Origin of the sequence: Pseudomonas alkylphenolica, from assembly GCF_016009175.1 — a bacterium.
GTDB classification, from domain to species: Bacteria; Pseudomonadota; Gammaproteobacteria; order Pseudomonadales; family Pseudomonadaceae; genus Aquipseudomonas; species Aquipseudomonas alkylphenolica_B.
Genome location: NZ_JADUCM010000074.1, coordinates 1 through 1,211 on the forward strand (window position 1 = coordinate 1; position 1,211 = coordinate 1,211).

Here is a 1,211-nt window from a genome sequence, read left to right on the forward strand (position 1 = left end):
TGGTTCTGTCCCTTGGCAGCAGACGCCAAGAAGCTGGGCGTTAAGGCTTGCACTTTAAGTCCTTTGCAAAAGCGTTCGGTGAGCGATAGCCCAGTGCTGAGTGCAGCCGACAGCTGTTGTAAAAACCATGGATGTAGCTCGCGATTGAGCCATAAGCTTGTTTTTTACTCTGGTAAGTCTTGTTGGCTTCCTCCTTCTTAAGCGTAGCGAAAAAGCTTTCAGCAACAGCATTGTCCCAGCAGTTTGCTTTCCGGCTCATGCTTTGCGTGAAGCCCTTTTCGGCCAGTGTTTGACGAAATTTGCTGCTTGCATATTGGCGTCCCTGATCGGAGTGAAATACAACCCCTGTGGGCGTCAAGCTGGCGCTCCAAGCGTTGATAAAAGCTCGCTCAACCAGATCATCCGGCATCTTGTCCGCCAAGCTGTATCCCAACACTTGGCGGGTCTGGATGCTCAGAACTACCGCTAGATACAACCAGCCTTCTCGGGTTGGAATGTAGGTGATATCGCTCACCCAAGCAGGCCTGGTGCTCTGTACAGAGAATTGGCGGTCAAGCACATTGCTTGCAACAGGCCGGAAGTGGCGACTGTCTGTGGTGTTGGGCCTAAAACGAGCTTTGGCTTTGCCGTGGATTCCCTCCTCTCGCATGAGCCTGGCTACCCGCTTATGACCGACTGGGTGGAGTATTTGGCGCAACGCCTCGACCAGCCGCGGCCGTCCGTAGGTGTTTCGGCTGGCCACATGGATCCTGCGCAGATCAGTTCGAATCTGCGCATCAGGATCTGGACGAGCTGGACGGCTCAAGTAACCGTAAAACCCTGAAGCTGACACACCCAGCACCCGACACATCAAGCGTATCGGGAAATGAGCCCGTTCTTTAGCGACGAAGGCGTATCTCACCTGGACTCTTTGGCAAAGAATACTGCCGCCTTTTTTAGGATTTCACGCTCCATTTTGAGCTCAGCGTTCTCGGCCCGTAGTCGCGCCAGCTCGCTGCTCTCCTTGGTAACGGGGCGACGCTCAGGCGAGCTCAGCGCAAGGCCTGCTCGTGTCGCATCGACCCAGTTATCCAGGGTCTTAACCGACATCTCAAGCTGACGAGCGGCTTCGGTCCTGCCAACCGTCTCAGCCAATGCAACAGCTTGGGCTTTGAACTCATCGGTATAGCTACGGCGGTTAGGTGGGTACATGGCAACCTCCAAGTTAGCGA

Annotated in this window: 2 protein-coding genes; both read right to left on the reverse strand. The window is 54.7% G+C overall.

Annotated elements, in window-relative coordinates:
* Window positions 1–40 precede the first annotated feature (40 nt).
* Window positions 41–901 carry an IS3 family transposase gene (locus I5S59_RS26355; protein WP_197879187.1) on the reverse strand — a complete coding sequence of 287 codons (861 nt, stop codon included), beginning with the start codon at window positions 899–901 and terminating at the stop codon, window positions 41–43.
* Window positions 898–1,211 (reverse strand): transposase (locus I5S59_RS26360; RefSeq protein ID WP_232239997.1); only part of this gene is annotated, 314 nt, incomplete at its 5' end. The genes I5S59_RS26360 and I5S59_RS26355, both read right to left, overlap by 4 nt.